Below are 19,947 nucleotides of genomic sequence, written 5' to 3'. Positions count from 1 at the left end.
AACAAGCGGTTAAGCGAAAGCGAATATGTGTCACGCGGGTGCGGAGCGTGACGTGGAACCGGCGCGCCGGACCTGCGTTTGTCCAGCGCAGAAGAGGAACCGATAATGGCCGATACAATCACCCTGACCGATCACGAGGCAATCCGTTCGTGGGCCGCGTCGCGCGCCGGCTTTCCGGCCATTGTCGATGTGTCGCCCGAAGCCGGCACGCAGGCGATGCTGCGGCTGGTGTTCGGCCAGCACGCCTATGAGGACGAGGACCAGCCGGAGCGTCCGATCAATGCCGGAGGTTATGAGCTGGTCGAGTGGGACGAATGGTTCAAACTCTTCGATGAACGCGGGCTGGCCCTGGTGGTCGCCGCCGAAGAACCCGGGCGCCGCGAGCAGTTCCACGAGATCATCCGCCGCGACGACCGGTGAAGCCGCAACATGTTCTGGTCAAGCAGAAGGCCCGGATCGCATCGCGATCCGGGCCCTGGCGTTTCGATCGAACCAGCCGCGATTTACTTCCAGTCGCGAATATCGACGAAGTGGCCGGCGATCGCCGCCGCCGCAGCCATGGCCGGCGACACCAGATGGGTGCGCCCCTTGAAGCCCTGCCGGCCCTCGAAATTGCGGTTCGAGGTCGAGGCGCAGCGCTCATGTGGCTTCAGCCGGTCGTCGTTCATGGCAAGGCACATCGAGCAGCCCGGCTCGCGCCAGTCGAAGCCGGCGGCGAGGAAGATCTTGTCGAGCCCTTCGGCCTCGGCCTGTTCCTTGACCAGGCCGGAGCCCGGTACGATCATGGCGTTGACGCGCGGATTGACTTTTCTGCCCTCGACCACCTTGGCGGCGGCGCGAAGATCCTCGATGCGGCCGTTGGTGCAGGAGCCGATGAAGACACGGTCGAGCGCGATGTCGGTGATCTTCGTTCCCGGCGTCAGGCCCATATAGTCGAGCGCGCGCCGCTTTGAGGTGCGCTTGTTTTCGTCGGTGATGTCTTCCGGGTTCGGCACAATCCCTTGCACCGAGACAACATCCTCCGGGGAAGAGCCCCACGAGACGATCGGCGGCAGTTTGGCCGCATCGAGCACGATCACCTTGTCGAAATGCGCGCCTTCGTCGGATTGCAGCGTCTTCCAGTAGGCGAGCGCGGCGTCCCAGGCGGCGCCCTTGGGCGCGCGCGGCTTGTCCTTGACATAGGCGAAGGTCGTTTCGTCGGGTGCAATCAGGCCGGCGCGCGCGCCGCCCTCGATCGACATGTTGCAGATCGTCATGCGGCCTTCCATCGACAGCGAGCGGATCGCCTCGCCGGCATACTCGATGACATAGCCGGTGCCGCCGGCGGTGCCGATCTCGCCGATGATGGCGAGGATGATGTCCTTGGCGGTGACGCCTTCCGGCAACTGGCCGTCGACACGCACCAGCATGTTCTTGGCCTTGCGCTGGATCAGCGTCTGCGTGGCCAACACATGCTCGACTTCCGATGTGCCGATGCCATGCGCCAGAGCGCCGAAGGCGCCATGGGTCGAGGTGTGGCTGTCGCCGCAAACGATGGTCATGCCGGGCAGCGTAAAGCCCTGCTCCGGGCCGATGATGTGGACGATGCCTTGGCGGATATCGTTCTCGGAATAATACTCAACGCCGAAATCCTTGGCGTTCCTGGCCAGCGCCTCGACCTGGATGCGGCTTTCCTCGTTCTTGATGCCGAACTTGCGCTCGGGCGAGGTCGAGACGTTGTGGTCGACCACGGCCAGCGTCTTTTCGGGATGACGGACTTTGCGGCCACTCATGCGCAGGCCCTCGAAGGCCTGCGGGCTGGTCACCTCATGGACGAGGTGGCGGTCGATATAGAGCAGGCAGGTGCCGTCGTCCTGGCGGTCGACGACGTGGTCGTCGAAAATCTTGTCATAGAGGGTGCGCGGTGCGCTCATGTGCGTAAATCCGTCGATATGAGAATGGGAAGGGCAGGCGCCGAGATGTCCGGCGGAACGACTTGATCAGTCGGCCCGCGTAAGTCGGCTGGTCGGCGCGCCACAGACGCGCGCGGAGAAGCGCGACGGCAGGCGTTTTCTGTCCTGCAGCACGAACCCCTTGTAGGCCGGATCGCCAAAAAGCTCTTCCATGGGGTGTTAGATAGCAATGTTTTGGCTTTTCGGCAATTGGCGGGTGGCTGCGCGGGACCTGGGTTCCTCGTCCTCGCGTCCACACCTTCGGGGAAGCACCAAGCTTGGCGGCCCCGCGGCTCAAAGCACCTCGAAGACAAACGTCTTCACCAGCGCATCCGGCTCGGCAATCGCATAACAGCGGAACCACGGGCTTTGCTCGACCAGCCGCCATTTTCCCGTCCGTTCCAGCTCTTCGAAGACCGCCTGGAAACCACCGCTCTCGAACACCTGGTCGCGCACGGTGAAGATGGCATGGCCGCCTTTCTTCGTGATGCGCACCAGTTCGTGCAGGCCGGAAGCCGGCGCATGGCTGATGGTGAACACGCCGGTCGAGAAGAAGGCACGGAAATGCCCGTCGGGCCAGGGCAGCGGGCCGCCCAGCATTGCCTGCTTCAGCTCGCCGTAGGCGTTGCGGCTGCCGGCGATCTTCAGCATGTCGACCGACAGGTCGAGCCCGGCGATATCGCCGTAGCCCAGCGCCTTCAGCGATGGTCCCGACAGGCCGGTGCCGCAGCCGGCGTCGAGCAGCGGCCCTTCGCCCGCAGGCACATGGCGCGCCACCCAGGCGGTGATGAGGAACGGCAGGAGATAACCGAGCGAGGCGGTCTCGCTGTCATAGGTCGCGGCCCATGCGGCATAGGCCTGCGCCAGGGTTTCGGGCGTATCGGCCGTATAGACCGAATCCAGCGCGGCATTGGCCTTGTCGATGTTCACGGGCATGCTCCTCCTCCAGTGCGCAACCGGAGCGTAACGCCGTCCTTGCCGAAAGACTATTCCTGATGCTGGCGGCGCAGCCGCCGTTCGAGCGCCCGGAGCGCCAACGACAGGCCGACGGTCAGGATGAGATAGATGTAGGCTGTTATCGAATAGGTCTCGAAGAAGCGGAAGGAGCCGGCGGCATAGACCTTGCCCATCTGCGTGATGTCGGCGACGCCGAGCACCGAGACCAGCGAGGAATCCTTGACCAGGGCGACGAAGTCATTGCCGAGCGGCGGCAGGATGGTGCGGATCGCCTGCGGAAAGACGATCAGCCGGAAGCGTTGCGTCCGCGTCAGCCCGAGCGCCTTGGCCGCTTCGATCTGGCCCTTCTCGACCGCCTGGATGCCGGCCCGGAACACCTCGGAGATAAAGGCGGAATAGCCGATGGTCAGCGCCATGATGGCGCGCCACAAGAGCGAGACGTCACGCACCAGCAACTCGCCGAGATAGCCGGCGCTCTGCAGCGGCGCGGTCAGCGCGTTCCAGGCGGCGACGAAAGCCGGTGCGCCGGCAAAAGCGATCCAGAACAAAAGCACCAGGACCGGTACGCCACGGATGATCTCGACATAGAAACGCGCGATCTGCCGCAGCCACTGCGAACCCGACAATCCCATCAGCGCGATGCCGAGGCCGATCATCGAGGCCAGCGCGAAGGCGACAATGGTGACGAAGACGGTGACGCCGATGCCCTTGGCAACAGTGGCGAAGACCTGGGCATAGAGATCGCTGGCGGCGATGGCGAGCGCGGCGGCCAGGGCAAGGACAAGGGCGGCGGCCAGCCACCAGGGAAATTCAGGTCTGGCGGAGGAGGAAGTCGAGGACGGCATCAGGTATTGCCGGTGACAAAGATACCAAGGCTGCGTTCTGTCACACCCCCCTCTGGGCGCAGAGTCAGCGCAAGTTCCCGCGCATAACCATCATGCAATGCGCGTAACAATGAGGTTCACTGCCCCATCTTGTAATCAAGGAACCATTTTTTGTTCAGCGCGTCGAAGGTGCCGTCGGCCTTGAGCGCGGCGATGGCGGCGTTGACAGGCTTCACCAGGTCGGACCCCTTGGGGAAGATGAAGCCGAAATCCTCGGTGCCGAGCGGGCCGCCGATCAGCTTCAGCTTGCCCTCGGAAGCGTCGACATAACCCTTGCCGGCGGTGCCGTCCGTGAGCACCACATCGACGTCGCCAGTCTTCAGCGCCTGCACGGTAGCACCGAACGTCTCGAACAGCTTTATGCGCGGGTTCTGCTCATTGCCGTCCAGCACGCTGTAGACAGCGGTGTAGAAGGGCGTCGTGCCGGCCTGCGCGCCGATCAGCCCGTCCTTGAAGGCGCCGAAGGTCTTGGCGTCGGTGAGAAGCGGCTCTCGTCGCCGCGCACCAGCATGAACTGTTCCGAGCGCATATAGGGGTCGGAGAAATCCACCTTCTGCTTGCGGTCGTCCTTGATGGTGATGCCGGTCATGCCGATGTTGTACTGGTTGTCGGAAACCGCCTGGATCATCGCGTCCCAGGAGGTGTTCTGGTACTCGACGGTGAAATTCAGCCGCTTGGCGATCTCGTTCATCGCGTCATATTCCCAGCCGATCTGTTTTCCGGTCTTGGCATCGATGAACTGCAGCGGCGGATAGGCGTTTTCCGTCACCACCACCACTTTCTTGCCGCCGAGATCGGGCAGCGCCTGGGCGAAGGCGGCAACGGGCGCAAGCATGACGGCAAGCAGGCCGGCCAGCAGCAGTAGCGATTTGGTCATGACACACTCCCCGGAAGTGAAAGCGCCCGGACATGGCCGGGCCTGCAAAGGAAATCCGGCGCCGACTTTAGCTCTCCGCAAGCGCCATGCAAGACGCTCCGCTACGCCACGGCTGGCGAAAAACGCAAATAGATACTTTCGGCCGGGATTTTGGGGAACGATCCTTGCCGTGGCCGATCAGCCGCGCTGCGGCGCTCCGGCATCGGCCTCGCGCAGCCCGGCGACAAAGCGGGTCAGCGTGCCATGCAGCGACTTCAGCTCGGCTGGGTCGAGAGGCAGGCTGCAGAGCATGGCGGCGGGGATGTCCCTGGCGCGCTCGCGCAGAGCCTGGCCCTTGGCGGTCGGCTCGACCAGCACGCGGCGCTCGTCGGCAGGATCGCGCCGGCGCGTAACCAGGCCGCCGGCCTCGAGCCGCTTGAGCAGCGGCGTCAGCGTTGCCGAATCAAGGCCCAGCGCCTCGCCGAGCTCGCCCACCGTGCTCGGCGCGCGCTCCCACAGCGCCAGCATGGCCAGATATTGCGGATAGGTCAGGCCAAGCGGATCGAGCAACGGCCGGTAGAGCTTCGTCATCAATCCGCTTGCCGAATAGAGCGCGAAGCAGAGTTGATCGCGGAGCCTTGGAACCGCGCTGGTCCCGGCGTCATCCGCCGGGACCTGGTCGGCCGTGTCTTTGGTTTTCGCCGTCATGTCGCCTTTGCCGAAATCGCCACCTCGATATTGCCCCTGGTTGCGTTGGAGTAGGGGCAAATCTGGTGCGCCGCCGATACAAGCGCTTCTGCGGCCGCCTGATCAAGGCCTTTCGTCTCGGCCGCCAAGGAAACGCCGAGCTTGAAACCCTCGCCATTGGGAAGAAGGTTGACGGTCGCGGTTACCGCGGCGTCGGCAAGCGGAAGCTTCTGTTTACGCGCGACGAAGCGGATGGCGCTTTCGAAGCAGGCGGCGTAGCCGATGGCGAAAAGCTGCTCGGGATTGGTGGCGCCGCCCGGCCCGCCTAGCTCCTTGGGCATCGCCAGATCGACCTTGAGCAGACCGTCGCTGGTCTCGCCATGGCCGGCGCGGCCGCCGGTGACGCGAGCCTGTGTGGTATAAAGTGCCATCATACATCTCCACTTATATTGTGTACGATTAGTTAGTGTACTAATTGCTGTTTCGTCAACACCCCGGATCCTGATCCTGCGGAGGAAAAGCGATCACAGTCTGGTGAACGAAAAAAGGCGGCCGAAGCCGCCTTTTCAAAATCCTTCGTCGAAAACCTTATTCGGCGGCTGCGGCTTCCGCAGCCTTGGCGGCTTCGTCGGCGGCCTTCTTCTCGGCGGCTTCCTTGGCGGCCGTCTCCGCGGCCAGCGCCTGCGCGGCGGCAACCTTCTCGGCCTCGATGCGCGCCTTCTCGGCGTTCAGCGCATCGCGCTCCTCATCGTTGAGCTTGCGGGCGCGCACGCCGGTGTTCTCCGAAATACGGGCCGACTTGCCGCGACGGTCGCGCAGGTAATAGAGCTTGGCGCGACGCACCTTGCCGCGACGCACGATCTCGACGCCTTCGACCATTGGCGAAAACACCGGGAAGACGCGCTCGACGCCTTCGCCGTAGGAGATCTTGCGGACGGTGAAATTTTCCTGGAAGCCCGAACCGGCGCGGGCGATGACGACGCCTTCATAGGCCTGAACGCGGGTGCGGGTGCCTTCGGTCACGCGGACCTGGACGCGCACGGTGTCGCCGGGCTGAAATTCGGGAAGCTTGCGCTTGGCTTCGATCTTGGCGGCCTGTTCGGCCTCGAGCTGACGGATGAGATCCATCTCAGTAATCCACTTCTTGTTCTTCCGACAGTCAGAGCGCCCGGCGCTCGCCTTGCAGTTCCAATGACCGCTCGGCTATGCCCTTTGTTCGAAAACATCGGGCAGGGGCGACTACACCGCCATTGTTGACGGGTCCGGCAGATTTCTCCCGGTTCGGCGGGCACATACAGCTATTTCGACGCTTTGTCACGTCTTGGCCGCGTCTTTTTTGCTCGCGTGCACCATCGTATCTGTCCACTGCCGGGTTGCAAGGGCCCTTCAAGCTGCCTAAGGCGGGGCAACCATAGTTCTCCGGCGGCATCCTCATGTCCTTTTTCGACGCGGTCCTGCTATTCATGGCGGGTTTTCTTTCCGGCGCCGCCAATGCGGTCGCGGGCGGCGGCACCTTCATCACCTTCGGCGCCATGACCTTGGTCGGCCTGCCGCCGATCGTCGCCAACGCCACCTCCTCGGTGACGCAATTTCCCGGCTATGTCACCTCGACGCTGGCCTACCGGGACGACATCCGTCATTTCTGGCGTGGCGCCCTGCTGCTCTGCCTGATATCGGCGCTCGGCGCACTGGCCGGCGCGCTCATCCTGTTGGCGCTGGACAATCCGTCATTTCGCATCCTGGTGCCGTGGCTGCTGCTGGCCGCGACGGCGCTGTTCGCCGCCGGGCCGTGGCTGAAGCCCGCACCCAAGCCGGGGCATGAGGCTTCTGTGGGCTCATTGGCCGGCTCGCTGGCGCAGTTCGTCACGGCCATCTATGGCGGCTTCTTCGGGGCCGGCATGGGCGTGATGATGCTGGCGACGCTCGGCCTGACCCAGGCCGGCGACTACCACCGCCTGAATGCGCTGAAAAACATGCTGGCAATTGTCATCGCGGCGGTCGCCATCGTCGTCTTCGTCTCGGGTGGCGTCGTCGCCTGGCCGCAGGCGATCATCATGATCCCCGGCGGCGCGCTGGGCGGCTATGCCGGCGTGTGGATCGCCAAGCGCGTGCCGCAGAATGTGGTGCGCGGCTTCGTCGTCGCGGTCGGGCTGTTCCTGGCGTTCTACTATTTCGCCAAGGGCTGAGGAGAGCCGAGCAAGTCCGGCCGCCGTTCTCGAGTCAGCTTCTCCGACTCTGCCCGCCGCCAAGCTGCGATCTTGCCGTGGTTGCCCGAGGTCAGCACCTCGGGAATGGGCCGGCCCTCGAAATCCTGTGGCCGCGTGTAATGCGGGTGTTCGAGCAGGCCGTTTTCAAAGCTCTCTTCTTCACCCGACACGGCATTGCCCATGACGCCGGGCAGCAGCCGCACCACCGCATCGAGCAGCACAAGCGCCGCCGGCTCGCCGCCGGAGAGGATGAAGTCGCCGATGGAGACTTCCTCCAAATTCCGCGCGTCGATCACCCGCTGGTCGATGCCTTCGAAGCGGCCGCACAGGATGACGGCGCCCGGCCCGGCGGCCAGTTCGCGCACGCGCGCCTGCGTCAGCGGCTTTCCACGTGGGCTCATCAGCAGCCGTGGCCGCAAATCGCCTTCGGGCGAGGCATGGTCGATCGCCTTGGCCAAGACATCGGCGCGCATGACCATCCCGGCGCCGCCGCCGGCCGGCGTGTCGTCGACAGTGCGGTGGCGGTCGGTTGCGAAGTCGCGGATCTGGATTGCCTGCAGCGACCATGTACCGGCCTCCAGCGCCCGCCCGGCCAGCGACAGGCCAAGCAGACCCGGAAACATTTCCGGGTAGAGCGTAAGCACGGAGGCGGAGAAGCTCACCGGTTGCCCCCGGCGTCCCTCGGGCCGCGCGGCCTGCCCTTCGGGTCGAAGCCTTCCTCGCGCGGCACTTCGCCGTCCTCGTCCTCGACCAGCCCGGCCGCCGCCGGGTCGACGCGCACAAAACCCCCGGCGATCGACACTTCGGGCACAGCGGCCTGCGTGAACGGGATCAACACGCCCTTGCGGCCGGAGAGCGTCACATCGAGGATGTCGCCGCCGCCGAAATTGTGCACTGCGACCACCTTGCCAAGGACGGTTCCCGTATCGTCCCGAACCTCCAGACCGATCAGGTCGGCATGATAGAATTCGTCCTCCTCGCCGTCATCGGGCAGCATAGAGCGATCGACGAACAGCTCCGTGCCGGCCAGCGCCTCGGCCGCGTTGCGGTCACTGACACCCTTGAAGCGCACCACAACCACGGTGTTGGCAGGCCTTATGTCGATGATCTGGAAGGCGCGGCCGTCCTTGGCATAAAGCGGCCCGTAATCGGCGAGCGCCAGCGGATCGCCGGTGAAGGTTTTGACGCGCAATTCGCCCTTGATGCCGTGGGCGGCGCCAATCACGGCCATCTGGACGGGGTTCTGGGGCTTGCTCATGGCGCGCTTTTACCTTCGTCATCCACGGTCGGAGCAGGCGCGAAGCGACTGCGCAGACCCGAGGATCCATTCCGTTACTGTGATCAAAACCCACGGCAGTTCAGAAAGGCTCACGGGTCTCTTCCCTGCAACTCTCTATTGGCGGACATCCTGCGGTCTCCGCAGCAAAGAGGCACTGGGCATTTCAGCCAATCAACAAGGTTATGACTTGCCGCCAATCGACTCCTAGCCCCACCGGGTTGTCATTTCAATGACGGCCTCTTCACCGCTTCCTAACCCGGCTGCCGGAAAATGACGGCGAACCGGAACGACGCCATGCAGGAATTCCTTATCCCGGCAAAGCCCGACCTTCAGGCGGTGCGCGAAAGCTGGCTCAAGATGCTCGCGCGAGAACGTCGGCTGTCGCCCGAGACGGTGGAAGCCTATGAGCGCGACACCAGGCAGTTCCTGCATTTCCTGACGGGGCATAATGGCGGACCGCCCGGCATTGCCGACATCGCCGAACTGCGCCCGGCCGACCTGCGCGGTTTTCTCGCCGCCCGTCGCAATGAAGGCGCAGGCGCCCGCACGCTCGGCCGGGGGCTGGCCGGCATTCGCTCACTCTTGCGCTTTCTGGAACGGCGTGGTCTCGCCAACGCAGCGGGCGCGGCGGTCCTGCGGGCGCCGCGCCAACCCAAGTCGCTGCCGAAACCGCTGACGGCCAGTGACGCAAAACATGTCGTTTCCGTCGAGGGTCAATTGGCGGAGGAACCCTGGATCGCCGCCCGCAACGCCGCCGTGCTGACGCTGCTCTACGGCTCGGGCCTGCGCATTTCCGAGGCGCTCGGCCTTGCCGGCGCCGACCTGGCGTCGGAAGCCGACACGGTGCTGCGCGTCACCGGTAAGGGTGGCAAGACGCGGTTGGTGCCGGTGCTGCCGGTGGCGCTCAAGGCGATTGCCGAATACCGCCGGCTGTGCCCCTACCATCTCCACCCCAAGGGCCTGTTGTTTCGCGGCGCGCGCGGCGGCCCGCTCAACCCGGCCATCGTCCAGCGCGAGATGGCCAAGCTGCGCTCGGCGCTCAACCTGCCGGACACGGCAACGCCGCACGCCCTGCGCCATTCCTTTGCCACGCATCTGCTCGGCCGCGGCGGCGACCTGCGCACCATCCAGGAACTACTCGGCCATGCCAGCCTGTCGACCACGCAGATCTACACCGGCGTCGATACGGCGAGGCTGCTGGAGATCTATGAATCGGCTCACCCGAGGGCGTGAAGTATTGGGGTTGTGCGAGGCTTCCGGACTTCGCCACGGGATGACGATGGGTGGGCGGCTCAACTAACCACAGGCCGTTCAGTAATCCGAGCGATCGTCAAAAACTGATTGAACCGAAGACAATTTCGTTCTCCGGGTTAACCGTTTTGCCGTTTTTCCGGCTTAGGAAAGGGTCATGAAACGGGTCATCGTCATCGCCGACCGCGCTGCGCTCTTCTCGCTAAAGCTGCTCTTGGCGCTCCATGTTCTGTTTTTCCTGTCTCTGCTCGCCGTCCTGTTGTTCGCGGCCGGCAAGGCGCATGCCGAAATCCCGTCCTGCACCGGCGCCGACATGCTGTCGGCGTTGCAGAAAAGCGACCCGTCCACCTACCGCAAGATCGAGGCGGAAGCCGCCGCAACGCCGAACGGCAAGGGCCTGCTGTGGAAGCTGGAGAAGACGGGCGAACAGCCGTCCTTCCTGTTCGGCACCATGCATATGACCGACCCGCGTGTCACAGCGCTGCCGCCGGCGGCGCAGAAGGCCTATGACGGCGCCGGCACCATCGTGATCGAGACCACCGAAGTGCTCGACCAGCAGAAGATGATGGCGGCTCTGCTCAAGCAGCCGGAGCTGATGATGTTCACCGACAGCACCACGCTGTCGTCGCTGCTGTCGCCCGACGACGCTGCGGCTGTCGACAAGGCGCTCGACGAACGCGGCATCCCGCCGGCAACCGTCGCCAAGATGAAGCCGTGGATGCTGTCGGCCATGGTGGCGCTTCCAGCCTGCGAACTCGCCCGCAAGGCCGGCGGCGCGCCGGTGCTCGACGTCAAGCTTGCCGAGGATGCCAAGGCCTCCGGCAAATCCGTCGAAGGGCTGGAAACCGTCGCCGACCAGCTGCGCGCCATGGCTTCGCTGCCGATTGCGTTCCACATGAAGGGACTGGTCGACACGCTGAAGCTCGGCGACAGAATGAACGACGTCAACGAAACCATGATCGTGCTCTACCAGCGCGGCGAGACCGGCATGTTCTGGCCGCTGTTTCGCGCCGTGCTGCCCGGCGAGACGGGCGACGCGACAGGCTACGCGGCATTCGAGCAGACCATGATCACCAGCCGCAACAAGGCGATGGTCGATCATGCCGGACCATTCCTCGCCAAAGGCAATGCCTTCATCGCCGTCGGCGCGCTGCATCTGCCCGGTCCGGAGGGGCTGGTCGAGGATTTCCGCAAAGCCGGCTATACTGTCACCGCTGTCGATTGAGTCGCGTGGGCAGCGGAGGACCCAAGGCGCCGCGTTTTCGGCGCTTTCCTTCCCTAGCGTGAAACCCCTTCAACGGTTGCGCGTTGATGGCTGTTGATTGATCATTTTCATCCACGGAGGACACTTTTATGGCGAATCCATCAAACGACACGCCCAGATCAGGTGGCGGCGGCAGCCCTTGGCTGATTGCATTGGTCGTCGTTATTCTGGCTGTAGTCGCGTATTATGTTTTCGGAAGAAGTGGTGAGCATCCGGCGACCGAACCGCCGGCCGCGAGCACACCGGCCCCGGCCCCAGCGCCCGCGGAACCGATGAAGCCCGCCGAACCGACACCCGCGCCTGCCCCTGCCCCTGCACCAGCACCCGCGCCGGCTCCTGCACCGGCGACACCGGCTCCTGCACCGGCCCCAGCTCCCGCACCGGCCCAGTAATCCGGGCCACGGCTTTCAACGAAGAACGGCCCGCCTTCCGGCGGGCCGTTCTGTTTGGGCAGGCAAGGAGGCAATTCCCTCAGGGAAAGCGCTACGCGCTTTTTCCCAGGAAAAGCGTTTCACGGTTTTCCTGGATCGTTCTAAATATGGATCGGCTTGAAGAACGTCGCCAATGCCGCTTCCTTCACTGCTTCCGACATGGTCGGATGGGCATGGCAGGTGCGTGCGAGATCTTCCGACGAGCCGCCGAATTCCATCAGCACCGCCGCCTCGTGGATCATCTCGCCGGCGCCGAAGCCGACGATGTGAACGCCGAGCACGCGGTCGGTGGCCTTGTCGGCCAGGATCTTGACGAAGCCGTCGGTGTGCAGCATGGCGCGTGCCCGGCCATTGGCGGTGAACGGAAACTTTCCGACCTTGTAGTCGATGCCGGCCTTCTTCAATTCCTCCTCGGTCTTGCCGACCGAAGCGATCTCCGGGCTGGTGTAGACGACGCTCGGAATGACGTCGTAGTTCACATGGCCGGCCTGGCCGGCAATCGTCTCGGCGACCGCTACGCCCTCATCCTCGGCCTTGTGCGCCAGCATCGGCCCGGCGATGACATCGCCGATGGCATAGATGCCTGCTATGTTGGTCCTGAGGTGCGCGTCGGTCTTGACCCGGCCGCGCTCATCGACCTCGATGCCCGCTTCCTTCAGGCCCAGGCTGTCGGCGAAAGCGCGGCGGCCGGTGGCGATCAGCACCATGTCGGCCTCGATCGTCTCGGCCGCGCCGCCTTTCACAGGTTCGAAGGTGACGCTGGCGCCTTTCTTGCCTTTGGCGACGCCGGTCACCTTGGCGCCGAGCCTGAATTCGAAGCCCTGCTTGGACAAGAGCCGCTGGAACTGCTTGGAGACCTCGCCGTCCATACCGCCGAGGATGGTGTCGAGGAACTCGACCACGGTGACCTTGGCGCCGAGCCGCGCCCAGACCGAGCCGAGTTCGAGCCCGATGACGCCGCCGCCGACCACCACCAGATGACCGGGAACCTTCTCGAGCGACAGCGCACCGGTCGAGGACACGATGACCTTCTCGTCGAAGTCGACCGTGACGCCAGGAATGCCGGCGACGTCCGAGCCGGTGGCGATGACGATGTTCTTCGTCTCGATTTCCTCGACCTTGCCGTCCTCGCTGGTCACCGACACCTTGCCCGCAGCGATCACCGTGCCGATGCCGCGAAAGCTGTCGATCTTGTTCTTCTTGAACAGGAAGGCGACGCCGTTGACGTTCGCCGTCACCGTCGCGTCCTTGTGCGCCATCATCTTCTTTAAATTGAGCTTCGGCGTCACTTCGACACCCAGCGTGTCGAAGGAATGGCCGGCCTCGGCGAACATCTCGGAGGCATGCAGCAACGCCTTGGACGGAATGCAGCCGATGTTGAGGCAGGTGCCGCCGAAGGTCGGGTTCTTCTCGACCACCGCGACCTTCAGCCCGAGCTGCGCCGCCTTGATGGCGCAGACATAGCCGCCCGGTCCCGAGCCGATGATTACGACGTCATAAGCCATGTTCGTTTCCCTTTTCTTGGGGCGCTCAGCGGCCGCCGCTGACATTCAGGATCGCGCCGGTCGTATAGGACGCGGCATCGGACAACAGGTAGAGAACCGCGCCCGCGACTTCATCCGCGGTGCCGGCTCTTTTCATCGGCAGAAGGTCGCGGAACCGTTCTATCCGGTCCGGCTGTCCACCCGAGGCATGGATTTCGGTATCGATGATGCCCGGCCGCACCGCATTGACGCGGATGCCTTCCAGCGCCACCTCGCGGGCGAGCCCGATGGTGAAGGTGTCGATCGCGCCCTTGGACGCGGCGTAGTCGACATATTCGCCCGGCGAGCCCAGAACTGCCGCAGCCGACGAGATGTTGACGATGGATCCACCCGACCCACCGTGACGGCTCGACATCCGCTTCACCGCTTCGCGGGCGCAGAGGAACGACCCCACCACGTTGATGCGCATCATGCGCTCCAGCCGTGAGACATCCATCTCGTCGATACGCGCCTTGACATCGACGATGCCGGCATTGTTGACGAAAGCATCGAGCCGGCCATAGGTGCGGTCGACGGCTTCAAACATGGCAACGACATCGGATTCGACGCCGACATCGCCCCTGACCGCAAAGGCCTCGCCGCCTGCGGCCTTGATTTCGCCGACCAGCGCCTCGGCGGCTGTCTGGTTGGAGGCGTAGTTGACCGCTACGCGATAGCCAGCCTTCGATCCGAGCCTACAAATGGCGGCGCCGATGCCGCGGCTGCCGCCGGTGACAAGCAGCACCTTTTGCGTTTCACTCATTCCTGGCATCCATTCAAGGCAAACACATCCGACGGCACTTTCGAAAACCCGCCGCCGCCATAGGCGGTGGATTGATGCAACACCGGACCGAGATCGGGCAGGATCAGCGTCTTCGGTGCGTCGACGCCTTCGGCCGGCAACAGGCCGATGCCGCCCCTGTCATCCGACGTATAGATGACGCCGTTCCACAAGGTGCAGGCGGCAAGCTCGGTGCCGGTCACGTCGCCTGCCGGGCATTTGTACATCAGCGCCCCGTTCGGCCGCGAAACACCTTCGTTCCATTGGACGATGCCGTTCAGCACCACATTGTTGTCGAGGATCAAGCGGAACGTGTTGGTGACGGTCGCCGACGTGCCGGTCGGGGCAAAATCGATCTCACTGCCGCTCTGGGCATCGCCGTAGACGGCGAGTTCGATCGGGCATGCGGCATTAGCGTGGACGGCGGCGAATGCCATACCGGCCGCCAGCGCTATCGGTCTGGCGGGCCCAGGGAACAGGGGCATTATTGGCTACTCCGACCGCGAGCCGCCATCCGACCGCCTCACAGATCAAGCACCAGCCGTTCCGGATCCTCCAGGCTTTCCTTGACGCGCACCAGAAAGGTGACCGCTTCCTTGCCGTCGACGATGCGGTGATCGTAGCTCAGCGCCAGATACATCATCGGCCGGATCACGATCTGGCCGCCGACCACCACAGGCCGGTCCTGGATCTTGTGCATGCCCAGAATGCCCGACTGCGGCGCGTTGAGGATCGGCGTCGACATCAGCGACCCGTAGACGCCGCCGTTGGAAATCGTGAACGTGCCGCCCTGCATGTCGGCGACCGACAGCTTGCCGTCTCGCGCGGCGATGCCGAGCCGGCCGATCTCCTTCTCGATCTCGGCGATAGACATCTGGTCGGCATCGCGCACCACCGGAACGACCAGACCCTTCTCGGTGCCGACGGCGACGCCGATATGGGCGTAGTTCTTGAAGATGATATCGGTGGCGTCGATCTCGGCGTTGACCGAGGGGATTTCCTTCAGCGCGTGCGTGACGGCCTTGGTGAAGAAACCCATGAAGCCGAGCTTCACGCCGTGCTTCTTCTCGAACACGTCCTTGTACTTGGTCCTGAGCGCCATCACCGCTGACATGTCGACCTCGTTGAAGGTGGTGAGCATGGCGGCGGTCGACTGCGCTTCCTTGAGCCGGCGCGCGATGGTCTGGCGCAGCTTGGTCATGCGCACGCGCTCTTCGCGTGCCGCATCGTCACCCGACGAGGGCGCGCGGGCCACCGCTGGCGCGGCGGGTGCGGGCGCCGCCTTCGGCGTCTCGGCCGGCTGCGAAGGCGCGCCCTTGGAGATGGCATCGAGCACGTCGCCCTTCAGCACCTGGCCGCGCTTGCCCGAACCGGAAAGCTGGTCGACCGACAGATTGTTTTCGGCGATCAGTTTCGCCGCCGCCGGCGCGGGCGGCATGGCGCGCGGCTCGACCGGGCCGGCGTCACCGGCGACCTTGGCGGTCTCGGCGGCGGCCTGCTTGGTGGTCTGCGCCGCGTCGGGGCTGGATGCCTGCGCCACGGCTTGCGGCTTGGTCACTGGTGCGGCGGCGCCGCCGGCCGAAATCGAGCCCAGAAGCGCGCCGACCCCGACTGTCTCGCCTTCCTTGGCCGCGATCTCGCCCAAGGTTCCAGCGCCCGGCGAGGGAACCTCGACGGTCACCTTGTCGGTTTCGAGCTCGACCAGCGGCTCGTCGGCGGCAATGGCATCGCCCACCTTCTTGAACCATTTGCCGATGGTCGCCTCGGTGACGGATTCGCCGAGAGTGGGAACGCGGATTTCGGTAGCCATTGTGCCTGTCCGTTTCTGTCTGTCTGTTCTATTCGCTCAACTCTGCCTACTCGCCGAGCGCGTCTTCGAGCAAGGCGGCGAGCTGGGCGAGATGCTTGGACATAAGCCCGGTCGCCGGCGAGGCGGATGCCGGCCGGCCGGTGTAGCGCACCCGCTGGTGCTTGGCGTCGATATGCGCCAGCACCCATTCCAGATACGGGTCGATGAACGACCAGGCGCCCATGTTCTTGGGCTCCTCCTGGCACCACACCATTTCGGCATTGCGGAAGCGCGACAATTCGGTGATCAGCGCCTTGGCCGGGAACGGGTAGAGCTGTTCGACGCGCAGCAGATAGATGTCGTTGATGCCGCGCTTCTCGCGCTCCTCATAAAGGTCGTAGTAAACCTTGCCCGAGCACAGCACGACACGGCGGATCTTGGAATCCTTGGTCAGCTTGATGGCCTGGTTGGGCAGGAGCTGGGCATCGTCCCACAACAGCCGGTGGAACGAGCTTTCGCCCGACATTTCCGGCAGCGTCGACACCGCCCGCTTGTGGCGCAGCAGTGATTTCGGCGTCATCAGGATCAGCGGCTTGCGGAAATCGCGCTTCAACTGCCGGCGCAGTATGTGGAAGTAGTTGGCCGGCGTCGTGCAGTTGGCCACTTGCATGTTGTCTTCGGCGCAGAGCTGGAGGAAACGCTCGAGCCGGGCAGACGAATGTTCCGGCCCCTGGCCTTCATAGCCATGCGGCAGCAGGCAGACGAGGCCCGACATTCTGAGCCACTTGCGCTCTCCGCTGGATATGAACTGGTCGAACACCACCTGGGCGCCATTGGCGAAGTCGCCGAACTGCGCTTCCCACAGCGTCAGCGCCTTCGGCTCGGCCAGGCTGTAGCCATATTCGAAGCCGAGCACGGCTTCTTCGGACAGCATCGAGTTGATGACCTCATAGCCGGCCTGCGCCGCCGACAGATTGTTGAGCGGGATATAGCGAGTCTCGTCGCGCTGGTCGTAGAGCACGGAATGGCGCTGCGAGAAGGTGCCGCGCTCCGAATCCTGCCCGGAGAGGCGGATCGGGTTGCCGTCGAGCAGGATGGCGCCGAAGGCCAGCGCCTCGGCCGTCGACCAGTCGATGCCTTCCCCGGATTCGATGGCCTGGCGGCGGTTTTCGAGGAAGCGGATGATCGTCTTGTGCGCCTCGAAATCCTTCGGCACCTCGGTCAGCTTCTTGCCGATCTCCTTCAGCGTCTTGACCGGCACCGCGGTCTTGCCGCGTCTTGTTTCATCCTGGTTGTCGGCGGTGCGCAAGCCCGACCAGGCGCCATCGAGCCAGTCCGCCTTGTTGGGCTTGTAGTGTTGGCCGACTTCCCATTCGGATTCCAGATGCTCGCGCCAGTCGGCCTTGAGCTTGTCGAACTCGGCCTGGGTCATGTGGCCTTCGGCGATGAGCCGGTCGGCATAGATCTGCACCGTCGTCTTATGGGTGCGGATGTTGCGATACATGATCGGCTGCGTGAAGGCCGGCTCGTCGCCTTCATTATGGCCGAAGCGGCGATAGCAGAACATGTCGACCACGACCGGCTTGTGGAACTTCATGCGGAATTCGATCGCCACCTTGGCGGCGTGCACCACGGCTTCCGGATCGTCGCCGTTGACGTGGAAGATCGGCGCCTCGATCATCTTGGCGACGTCGGACGGATAGGGCGACGAGCGCGAGAAGCGCGGATTGGTGGTGAAGCCGATCTGGTTGTTGATGATGAAATGCAGCGTGCCGGCGACGCGGTGGCCGCGCAGGCCCGACAGGCCGAGGATCTCGGCAATCACGCCCTGGCCGGCAAAGGCGGCGTCGCCATGCAGCAAAAGCGGCAGCACCTTGGCCCGCTCTTCCAGAGGCACGATCTCCTCGCGGCCACGGCCGAACAGATAGTCCTGTTTGGCGCGCGCCTTGCCCATCACCACCGGGTCGACGATTTCCAGATGCGAGGGGTTGGCGGTCAGCGACAGGTGCACCTTGTTGCCGTCGAACTCGCGGTCCGACGAGGCGCCGAGATGGTATTTGACGTCGCCCGAGCCCTCGACCTCGTCGGGCGCGGCCGAGCCGCCCTTGAATTCATGGAAGATGGCGCGATGCGGTTTGGCCATCACCTGGGAGAGCACGTTGAGGCGGCCGCGATGCGCCATGCCGAGCACGATCTCCTTCAGCCCGAGCTGGCCGCCGCGCTTGACGATCTGCTCCAGCGCCGGGATCAGCGCTTCGCCGCCGTCGAGGCCGAAGCGCTTGGTACCCTTGAACTTGACGTCGGCGAACTGCTCGAAACCCTCGGCCTCGATCAGCTTCTGCAGGATAGCCTTCTTGCCGGTCGCGGTGAAGGAGATCTCCTTGTCGGCGCCCTCGATGCGCGCCTGGATCCACGCTTTCTCTTCCGGATCGGAGATATGCATGAACTCGACGCCCAGCGTCGAGCAATAGGTGCGGGTCAGGATGTCGAGCATCTGACGGATGGTGCCGAATTCGAGCCCGAGCACATTGTCGAGGAAGATCGGCCGGTCGTAGTCGGCTTCGGTGAAGCCGTAATTCTCCGGCGACAGCTCGTTATAATCCTCGAGCGTGGCGATGCCGAGCGGATCGAGATTGGCGTGCAGATGGCCGCGCATGCGATAGGCGCGGATCATCATGATGGCGCGCACGGAATCGCGCGTCGCCTGGTGCACGTCGGCGTCGGACGGGACGGCGCCGTTGACGGCAGCCTTCTCCTTGACCTTCTTTTCGATGTGCTTTTCGACCAAGCCCCAATTGCCGTCGAGCGCCGACACCAGCTCGCCATTGGCCTGCATCGGCCAGGAAGGCTTGGCCCAAGAGGCGCCCTTGGCGTTCTTGCGGACATCCCCGGCATCGTCCTTCAGGCCGGCGAAGAACTCCTGCCATTCGGGATTGACCGAGGCTGGATCATCCTCATAGGCAGCATAAAGCGCGTCGATATAATCGGCATTGCCGCCATAGAGGAAAGAGGTGAGCGAAAATTGGTCGTTGGCCTGATCTTGTCGTGCCATCTTTGTCTGCGGAGCCTGGCTCCGTCTCCTTTCGAGGGGAATAGTGAGTAGTCAGTAGTGAGTAGGAAAATGAAGGCTTTCCCGTTCAACTGCTACTCACCCGTTTTTCCCTTTTCACTACTCACTATTGACTATTCACTAGCCCTTAATCGCCTCGACCAGCGTCGTGCCCAGCCGGGCCGGCGATGGCGAAACTTTTATCCCGGCCGATTCCATTGCCGCGATCTTGTCTTCGGCGCCGCCCTTGCCGCCCGAGATGACCGCGCCCGCATGGCCCATGGTGCGGCCGGCCGGCGCCGTGCGTCCGGCGATGAAGCCGGCCATCGGCTTGCGGCGGCCGCGTTTGGCCTCGTCCTTGAGAAACTGCGCGGCGTCTTCCTCGGCCGAGCCGCCGATCTCGCCGATCATGATGATCGACTTGGTCTCGTCGTCGGCGAGGAACATTTCGAGCACGTCGATGAATTCGGTGCCTTTGACGGGGTCGCCACCGATGCCGACGGCGGTGGTCTGGCCGAGGCCGACATTGGTGGTCTGGAACACGGCTTCATAGGTAAGCGTTCCCGAGCGCGAAACAACACCGACCGAACCCTTGCGGAAGATGTTCCCGGGCATGATGCCGATCTTGCATTCGTCGGGGGTGAGCACGCCGGGACAGTTCGGACCGATCAGCCGCGACGTCGAACGGTCGAGCCGCGCCTTGACCTTGATCATGTCCATGACAGGTATGCCTTCGGTGATGCAGACGATGAGCGGGATTTCGGCCTCGATGGCCTCGATGATGGCTTCGGCAGCACCCGCCGGCGGCACATAGACGACGGAAGCGTTGGCCCCGGTCTTGGCCTTGCCCTCGGCGACGGTGGCGAAGATCGGCAGGTTCTCGCCCTTGGCGCCGGTCCAGGTCTCGCCGCCCTTCTTGGGATGGATGCCGCCGACCATCTTGGTCCCGTGATAGGCCAGCGCCTGCTCGGTGTGGAACGTGCCGGTCTTACCGGTCAGGCCCTGCACGAGCACCTTGGTGTTCTTGTCGACGAGAATGGACATTTTTTGCGACCTGA

The 19,947-nt window shown here is 64.1% G+C and carries 18 protein-coding genes and 1 pseudogene; 4 read left to right on the top strand and 15 right to left on the bottom strand.

Translation table 11 applies throughout. The features are described from left to right. Nucleotides 1–105: 105 nt before the first annotated feature. The gene (locus LB533_RS01690) at nt 106–420 is read left to right on the top strand and encodes a hypothetical protein (RefSeq protein ID WP_140492726.1); all 315 of its coding nucleotides are present in this window, start codon (nt 106–108) and stop codon (nt 418–420) included. 83 nt (nt 421–503) lie between these two features. Here the strand turns inward: LB533_RS01690 and leuC are convergent, their stop codons facing one another. From leuC to rplS, 7 genes and pseudogenes are all read right to left on the bottom strand, one after another. Beyond that, a complete protein-coding gene (gene leuC, locus LB533_RS01685) occupies nt 504–1,913 on the bottom strand; it encodes a 3-isopropylmalate dehydratase large subunit (protein ID WP_224676506.1) in 1,410 nt (469 codons plus the stop codon). Nucleotides 1,914–2,225: 312 nt separating this feature from the next. Continuing rightward, a complete protein-coding gene (locus LB533_RS01680; RefSeq protein ID WP_224676752.1) occupies nt 2,226–2,861 on the bottom strand; it encodes a class I SAM-dependent DNA methyltransferase in 636 nt (211 codons plus the stop codon). Between the two features lie 56 nt (nt 2,862–2,917). Further along, on the bottom strand, nt 2,918–3,733 hold the full coding sequence (locus LB533_RS01675) for an amino acid ABC transporter permease (RefSeq protein ID WP_224676505.1): 816 nt from the start codon (nt 3,731–3,733) through the stop codon (nt 2,918–2,920). A gap of 116 nt (nt 3,734–3,849) precedes the next feature. Then, nucleotides 3,850–4,649 (bottom strand): annotated as a pseudogene (locus LB533_RS01670) (transporter substrate-binding domain-containing protein). A gap of 177 nt (nt 4,650–4,826) precedes the next feature. Further along, entirely contained in the window at nt 4,827–5,336 is a 510-nt protein-coding gene (locus LB533_RS01665) for a MarR family winged helix-turn-helix transcriptional regulator (RefSeq protein ID WP_140643310.1), read from the bottom strand. After that, nucleotides 5,333–5,749 (bottom strand): organic hydroperoxide resistance protein, encoded by a 417-nt coding sequence (locus tag LB533_RS01660; RefSeq protein ID WP_224676504.1) that lies wholly within the window; start codon nt 5,747–5,749, stop codon nt 5,333–5,335. Before LB533_RS01660 ends, LB533_RS01665 begins: the two co-directional genes overlap by 4 nt. 154 nt (nt 5,750–5,903) lie before the next feature. Beyond that, nucleotides 5,904–6,443: a 50S ribosomal protein L19 gene (gene rplS / locus LB533_RS01655; RefSeq protein WP_140492749.1), complete on the bottom strand. Its 540-nt coding sequence runs from the start codon at nt 6,441–6,443 to the stop codon at nt 5,904–5,906. Between the two features lie 305 nt (nt 6,444–6,748). On the opposite strand from rplS, the gene LB533_RS01650 reads away from it, so the two are divergent. Continuing rightward, the gene (locus tag LB533_RS01650) at nt 6,749–7,501 is read left to right on the top strand and encodes a sulfite exporter TauE/SafE family protein (RefSeq protein ID WP_140643307.1); all 753 of its coding nucleotides are present in this window, start codon (nt 6,749–6,751) and stop codon (nt 7,499–7,501) included. On the opposite strand, the gene trmD is transcribed toward LB533_RS01650, so the two are convergent. Both trmD and rimM read right to left on the bottom strand, forming a co-directional pair. Beyond that, on the bottom strand, nt 7,483–8,184 hold the full coding sequence (gene trmD, locus LB533_RS01645; protein WP_224676503.1) for a tRNA (guanosine(37)-N1)-methyltransferase TrmD: 702 nt from the start codon (nt 8,182–8,184) through the stop codon (nt 7,483–7,485). The two genes, LB533_RS01650 and trmD, sit on opposite strands and share 19 nt — an antisense overlap. Then, nucleotides 8,181–8,780 carry a ribosome maturation factor RimM gene (gene rimM / locus LB533_RS01640; RefSeq protein ID WP_224676502.1) on the bottom strand — a complete coding sequence of 200 codons (600 nt, stop codon included), beginning with the start codon at nt 8,778–8,780 and terminating at the stop codon, nt 8,181–8,183. The genes trmD and rimM overlap by 4 nt, the downstream gene beginning before the upstream one ends. 315 nt (nt 8,781–9,095) lie before the next feature. Between rimM and LB533_RS01635 the strand changes: the two genes are divergently transcribed. Then, complete coding sequence (locus LB533_RS01635) at nt 9,096–10,034, top strand: tyrosine recombinase XerC (protein WP_224676751.1); 939 nt, start codon at nt 9,096–9,098, stop codon at nt 10,032–10,034. A 175-nt stretch (nt 10,035–10,209) separates the two neighbouring features. Next, nucleotides 10,210–11,277, top strand: a complete 1,068-nt coding sequence (locus LB533_RS01630) for a TraB/GumN family protein (protein WP_224676501.1) — start codon at nt 10,210–10,212, stop codon at nt 11,275–11,277. 571 nt (nt 11,278–11,848) lie between these two features. On the opposite strand, the gene lpdA is transcribed toward LB533_RS01630, so the two are convergent. From lpdA to sucD, 6 genes are all read right to left on the bottom strand, one after another. After that, complete coding sequence (lpdA, locus tag LB533_RS01625) at nt 11,849–13,252, bottom strand: dihydrolipoyl dehydrogenase (protein ID WP_224676500.1); 1,404 nt, start codon at nt 13,250–13,252, stop codon at nt 11,849–11,851. A gap of 25 nt (nt 13,253–13,277) precedes the next feature. Further along, nucleotides 13,278–14,033, bottom strand: a complete 756-nt coding sequence (locus tag LB533_RS01620; protein WP_140641062.1) for an SDR family oxidoreductase — start codon at nt 14,031–14,033, stop codon at nt 13,278–13,280. Beyond that, entirely contained in the window at nt 14,030–14,488 is a 459-nt protein-coding gene (locus LB533_RS01615) for a hypothetical protein (protein ID WP_181169414.1), read from the bottom strand. Before LB533_RS01615 ends, LB533_RS01620 begins: the two co-directional genes overlap by 4 nt. A gap of 86 nt (nt 14,489–14,574) precedes the next feature. After that, nucleotides 14,575–15,861: a 2-oxoglutarate dehydrogenase complex dihydrolipoyllysine-residue succinyltransferase gene (gene odhB, locus LB533_RS01610; RefSeq protein ID WP_140641066.1), complete on the bottom strand. Its 1,287-nt coding sequence runs from the start codon at nt 15,859–15,861 to the stop codon at nt 14,575–14,577. Between the two features lie 46 nt (nt 15,862–15,907). After that, nucleotides 15,908–18,892 carry a 2-oxoglutarate dehydrogenase E1 component gene (locus tag LB533_RS01605; protein ID WP_140641068.1) on the bottom strand — a complete coding sequence of 995 codons (2,985 nt, stop codon included), beginning with the start codon at nt 18,890–18,892 and terminating at the stop codon, nt 15,908–15,910. Nucleotides 18,893–19,030: 138 nt separating this feature from the next. Beyond that, on the bottom strand, nt 19,031–19,933 hold the full coding sequence (gene sucD, locus LB533_RS01600) for a succinate--CoA ligase subunit alpha (protein WP_140518080.1): 903 nt from the start codon (nt 19,931–19,933) through the stop codon (nt 19,031–19,033). Between the last annotated feature and the right edge of the window lie 14 nt (nt 19,934–19,947).

The sequence above is a fragment of the Mesorhizobium sp. BR1-1-13 genome (assembly GCF_020165515.1).
Lineage (GTDB): Bacteria > Pseudomonadota > Alphaproteobacteria > Rhizobiales > Rhizobiaceae > Mesorhizobium.
The sequence above is the reverse complement of the archived record's forward strand: the minus strand, read 5'-3'. Positions and strand labels throughout refer to the sequence as shown.